This window comes from Galactobacter sp., assembly GCF_022712295.1.
In the GTDB taxonomy this organism is placed as follows: domain Bacteria; phylum Actinomycetota; class Actinomycetes; order Actinomycetales; family Micrococcaceae; genus Galactobacter.
Window position 1 is genome coordinate 1 of record NZ_JALAGT010000127.1, and the last position, 5,501, is coordinate 5,501.

The window sequence follows — 5,501 nt, forward strand, 5'->3', positions numbered from 1 at the left end:
AGCGCAGACTGCTGAGCTTCGGCATCGTGGCCGTGGTGGTCGGGGCGGCCTTGCCGTACTTCACCTGGTTGCGAATGTGGGAGTACCCGCAGATGGGACCCGCCGTGATCAGTGTCGTGACACTGGCCGTTGCGGTCTTCGCCACCCACGTCACGGTCGGGATCAAGGAGATCACGGTCATCTTGCCCGCAGTGATCTCTGTGGTGCTGGTCATGGTGGTCTACTACGCCACCTGGAACCTGATCGAGGAACCGAACTGGGGAATCCTCGCCGTTGGCCTGGTGCTGGCCATCGCGGTTCCCTGGGTGCTCGGGTACTTCATGGGCGGGCGCTACAGAAATCAGGCCATCACCGCAGCGGTCTCCACGACCTTGGTCGGAGCCTTCCTCACCGTGGTGGATCACCTGTTCCAAGCCTGGCCGGGATTCACGGATCTCAAGCCTCGTCCCATCGCGACCATCGGCTCCAACACGCCGAACTTCCAGGGTGACTTCTGGGAGAGGTTCCTCGACAACGGCACACAGCTGCTGCTGCCCACGGTACTGTTGGCCGCGATCTCCATGGCCTCCTACTCCCGCTACACGCGCTCGGCCATGATCGAGGTCGGGGACCAGGACTACATTCGCACGGCGCGCTCCAAGGGGCTGCCGGAACGCACGGTGATCCTGCGCCACGCCTTCCGCAACGCGATGATCCCCATCGTCACGATCGTGGCCATGGACTTCGCCGCCGTCATCGGTGGAGCCGTGATCACGGAGCAGGTCTTTGGGTGGAAGGGCATGGGCGCCATGTTCCAGGACGGACTGCAAGCCACCGACCCCAACCCCGTGATGGCCTTCGTGCTCGTCACCGGTGGCATCGCCATCCTCTTCAACCTGCTGACCGACATCGTCTACGCCCTTGTTGATCCTCGGATCAGGGTCTGAAATCACAGGAGCGTGAAGGAAAACATGAGTCCGAAACACATGGACCCCAATTCGAACGGTGACGAGCGGCCCCTGGTGGCCGGCTCCGATCCGGAACAGATCGTCTCGTTGGCAGAGGTCGAGGACGCAAAGCTCGAAGCCTCCGCCGACGAATCGCAGTCGCAGGCCAAACTGGTCTGGAAGCGCTTCATCCGCCACAAGCCCGCCATGATTTCCGCCGTGATCCTGGTGGTGGTCCTGCTGATCTCCATCACCTCGATCGGGGTCGGCCCGATTCCGGGCTGGTGGCCACACGACTGGAGGGAGACCACCACGCCGATCGACGGTGGTCGTCCCTCCGCTCAGCACTGGTTCGGCCAGGAGAACCTGGGCCGCGACTACTTCGCCCTGACCATGCGGGGGCTGCAGGTCTCCGTGATCATCGCCTTCCTGGTCGGCATCGTGGCCACGATCTTCGGCACCATCATCGGCGCCATCGCCGGCTACTTCCGCGGCTGGGTGGATTCCATCCTGATGCGTATCACGGACATCTTCTTCGTGGTTCCGCTGCTGCTGATCGCAGCCATCGTCGGCAAGATCGCCGGGAACCTGGTCAGCTCGCCGTGGTTCCTCGGCATCCTCCTCGGTGCCGTCTCCTGGGCGGGCTTGGCCCGTCTGGTGCGCTCCCAGGTGCTCTCGCTGCGCGAACGGGAGTACGTGGACGCGGCTCGGGCCATGGGTGCAAGCACCACCCGCGTCGTGTTCAAGCACCTCATCCCGAACACCATCGGGACGGTGCTGGTGAACGCGACCCTCAGCATCGCGGCCGCCGTGTTGTTGGAGACCTCGCTCTCCTTCCTCGGTTACGGCGTCAAGCCCCCGAGCTCCTCGCTCGGGTTGTTGATCTCCACCTATCAGAACTCCTTCACGGTGCGTCCATGGCTGTTCTGGTGGCCTGGTCTGATGATCCTCGTCATCGCGCTGACCGTGAACTTCATCGGTGACGGTCTGCGCGACGCCTTCGACCCGCGTCAGGCGAACGTCAAGCGACGTCGCCTCTTCAAGTTCGGACGCGTCGACTCCGCGCAGCAGCAGGCAGAGCAGGCAGCGGCAAGCGTGGCGAGGAACGCTGCGGGTTCCATGGGGAACCCGGCAGGCGGACGGGTTCCAGCTGAACCGGAGGACCATCCGGGCCCTGACAACGGGTCCGGGTTCAATGAAGAAGGGCCCAAGAAATGACGACCACATCGGTTCAACCCGTCCGTCGGAATGCGGCCGGTGAAGTGGTGCTCTCCTTCGAGGACCTGAAGGTGGACTTCGTCGGTGCCTCCCGCACCGTCCACGCCGTCAAGGGCCTGTCCCTGCAGGTTCATGCAGGCGAGGTTGTGGCCCTGGTGGGCGAATCGGGGTCCGGTAAGTCCGTGACCTCGATGTCTGCCATGGGGCTGCTTCCAGCAACGGCAGAGGTGACCGGGTCGGTGAAGGTCACCGGCACCGAGGTCGTGGGACTGGCCCAGAACAAGATGCGTGCCCTGCGTGCCACCGAGCTGGCCATGGTCTTCCAGGAGCCCATGACGGCGCTGAACCCGGTCCTGACCGTGGAACGGCAGATGACCGAGGCGTTGGAGACGCACAACCTGGCCTATGGGCAGGAGGCCATAGACCGCGCGGTGAAGCTGCTGCAACTGGTGGGTATTCCCGACGCCAAGAAGCGCATCAGGCAGTACCCGCACCAGTTCTCGGGCGGCCAGCGTCAGCGCATCGTCATCGCCATGGCCCTCACCTGCGATCCCAAGGTGATCATTGCTGACGAGCCCACCACCGCACTCGACGTGACGGTGCAGGCGGAGATCCTGGACCTGCTGCGCAGGCTCAAGGACGAGGTGGGCGTCGGCATCCTGCTCATCACCCACAACATGGGTGTCGTGGCAGACCTGGCCGACCGGGTGTCCGTGATGTTCATGGGTGAGCTCGTGGAGCAGGGGACGGTGGACCAGATCCTGGGGGCGCCCAAGCACCCATACACTCAGAAGCTGCTTGCCGCTGTACCGCGGCTGACGGACGTGGCACTGATCTCGGAGGCGGACGCCTCCGAGGTGGCCGAGATCGAGTGTCAGGCTCAGGCCGAAGCCGCTCGTAGGGACCTGGTGCTGTCCGTGAAGGACGTCGCGATCGAGTACAAGGTCCGCGGCGGAGTCTTCCGTGCGGCCGAGGGCATCAGCTTCGATGTGCTCAAGCGCCGCACCACCGCGTTGGTGGGTGAGTCCGGTTCAGGTAAGTCCACCGTGGCCAAGGCCGCGCTCGGCCTGTTGCCCACCGCCTCGGGCGAGATCCGGGTGGACGGTAAGGACCTCACCAAGCTGCGGGGCAAGGCGGCTCGGGCAGAACGCCGCAAGATCGGGGTCGTCTTCCAGGATCCGGCTGCATCGCTGGACCCGCGATTCCCCATCGGTGACTGCATCATGGAGCCGCTGGAGGTGCACAAGATCGGCGACAAGGCCTCACGCCGCAAGCGCGCTGCCGAACTCATCGATGCGGTGAAACTGCCTGGGGACACCATCAACCGCTATCCCCACGAGCTCTCCGGTGGTCAGAAGCAGCGTGTGGGGATTGCCCGCGCGCTGGCGCTTGACCCGGCACTGCTGGTGGCGGACGAGCCTACGTCCGCCTTGGACGTCTCGGTGCAGGCAGTGGTCCTGGACATGCTCAAGGAGCTGCAGGAGCAGTACGGCTTCGCCTGCCTCTTCGTGTCGCACGACCTGGCCGTGGTGGATCACCTGGCAGACGATGTGGTGGTCATGAAGAAGGGGCACGTCGTGGAGCAGGGGCCGGCGGACAGGGTGCTGCATTTCCCTGTGGAGGACTACACCAAGGAGCTGCTGGCCGCGGCTCCCGTTCCCGACCCCGAGGCCCAGCGGACTCGGCGGGAGGCTCGCCACCAGCTCTGAGCCGGTGACGAGAAGCAGCGAGATCGGAGGAGGGTGGGACGCCTGGAGCGTCCCACCCTCCTGTCTGTGCCCCCCCGGGGCCGTGTTACCGGGAGGTGAAACCCAACTGTGAAACGTTCCCTTGAGATTCACGTATTTGGGGATCGGCCAAACAGTGGTCTATGAGTGATCTATCGTGTGGCTCACGTCATGAAAAGGCCCGACGGCGGGTGCCGCCTCCGGCGCGCAGCGCCCGTTTGATTCCCGTCACCGTGCGGAACTCGACGGTCCTACGCGTATCTGCCGCGGTCTCGTCGGGCAGTCGTGTCAATGTCATCTTGGTGCGTGACTTGCACTACAGTCGCGGCACATGCATCATGCCCCGGAAAAGATGTCGGGATGAGTAGGGGCTGTGCACAAGCCGGGTAGATGCGAGTAAAGTAGGGGACTTGTAGAAGGGCCTCCCGGGCGAAACCGGGAATCCCGCATCAGTCTCTTTCACCCGTAACGGGAGGACTTTCCACGTGTTGAAGAATCGCAAGGCGCTGGGCGCCCTGTCCATCATCGCGGCCTCTGCTCTGGCCCTGACCGCCTGCGGCGGCGGCGACTCGGACGCCGGCTCCTCGAGCAAGGCCAAGGCTGCGGGTGGCGACGCCACCGTCGACGCCAACGCCAAGCCCACCACCGACGTCATCTCCACCAACGGCACCGAGCCGCAGATGCCGCTGATCCCCACCAACACCACCGAGGTGGGCGGCGGCAAGATCATCGACCTGGTCTTCTCCGGCTTGACCTCTTTCAAGGCTGACGGCGAGGTCCAGCTGGACCAGGCCGAGTCCCTGGAACCCAACGATGACAATACGGTGTGGACCGTGAAGCTCAAGGAGGGCGCCAAGTTCTCCGACGGTACTCCCGTCACCGCTGACAACTACATCAAGGCCTGGAACTACGGTGCCAACCTGAAGAACGCCCAGGGTGGTTCCTACTTCTTCGAGAACATCAAGGGCTACTCCGCTGACAAGAACGTGGCCGAGCTCTCGGGTCTGAAGAAGGTCTCCGACACCGAGTTCACCGTGGCGCTGAACAACCCCGAAGCGGAGTTCAACCTGCGCGTGGGCTACTCCGCCTTCGTCCCGCTCCCGGATTCCGCCTTCAAGGACATGAAGGCCTTCGGTGAGTCCCCGGTCGGCAACGGCTCCTACAAGCTGGCCGATGCCAAGGCTTGGACCCATAACCAGGGCATCAAGCTCGTCAAGAACGACTCCTATGAGGGTCCCAAGGCGGCGCAGAATGGCGGTGTGGACATCAAGTTCTACACCAAGCTCGACTCTGCCTACGCCGATGTGCAGTCGGGGAACTTGGACGTCCTCGACCAGATCCCGTCCTCGGCATTCAAGACCTTCGAGCAGGACTTCCCGAAGTCCAACGCCAACCAGGCCTCCGCCCTGTTCCAGTCCTTCACCATCCCGCAGTACCTCGATCACTTCAAGGGTGACGAAGAGGGTCAGCTGCGCCGCGAGGCCATCTCCTACGCCATCGACCGCGACGCCATCACGGAGAAGGCCTTCGACGGCACCCGTACTCCGGCCAAGGACTTCACCTCCCCGGTGCTGGCCGGCTGGGACCAGTGGGGCGAGAAGCTCGAGGGCAACGAGGTCCTCTCCTACGA

At 64.0% G+C, this 5,501-nt stretch carries 4 protein-coding genes; all 4 read left to right on the forward strand.

All coding sequences use genetic code 11. The annotated features are described in order from the left end of the window. A partial coding sequence (locus tag Q0A15_RS09530; RefSeq protein WP_291279296.1) for an ABC transporter permease occupies window positions 1–926 on the forward strand: 926 nt, incomplete at its 5' end. A gap of 24 nt (window positions 927–950) precedes the next feature. Continuing rightward, window positions 951–2,144, forward strand: coding sequence for an ABC transporter permease (locus tag Q0A15_RS09535; RefSeq protein WP_367273380.1), 1,194 nt, complete (start codon window positions 951–953; stop codon window positions 2,142–2,144). Then, the gene (locus Q0A15_RS09540) at window positions 2,141–3,853 is read left to right on the forward strand and encodes an ABC transporter ATP-binding protein (RefSeq protein WP_291279297.1); all 1,713 of its coding nucleotides are present in this window, start codon (window positions 2,141–2,143) and stop codon (window positions 3,851–3,853) included. Before Q0A15_RS09535 ends, Q0A15_RS09540 begins: the two co-directional genes overlap by 4 nt. A gap of 503 nt (window positions 3,854–4,356) precedes the next feature. Continuing rightward, on the forward strand, window positions 4,357–5,501 hold a 1,145-nt coding region (locus tag Q0A15_RS09545; RefSeq protein ID WP_291279298.1), incomplete at its 3' end, for an ABC transporter substrate-binding protein.

What these genes read in the sequence shown, in the direction of transcription:
- Q0A15_RS09540 (WP_291279297.1), top strand. Translation starts at nt 2,141, where the DNA reads ATGACGACCACATCGGTTCAACCCGTCCGTCGGAATGCGGCCGGTGAA.
- Q0A15_RS09535 (WP_367273380.1), top strand. Translation starts at nt 951, where the DNA reads ATGAGTCCGAAACACATGGACCCCAATTCGAACGGTGACGAGCGGCCC.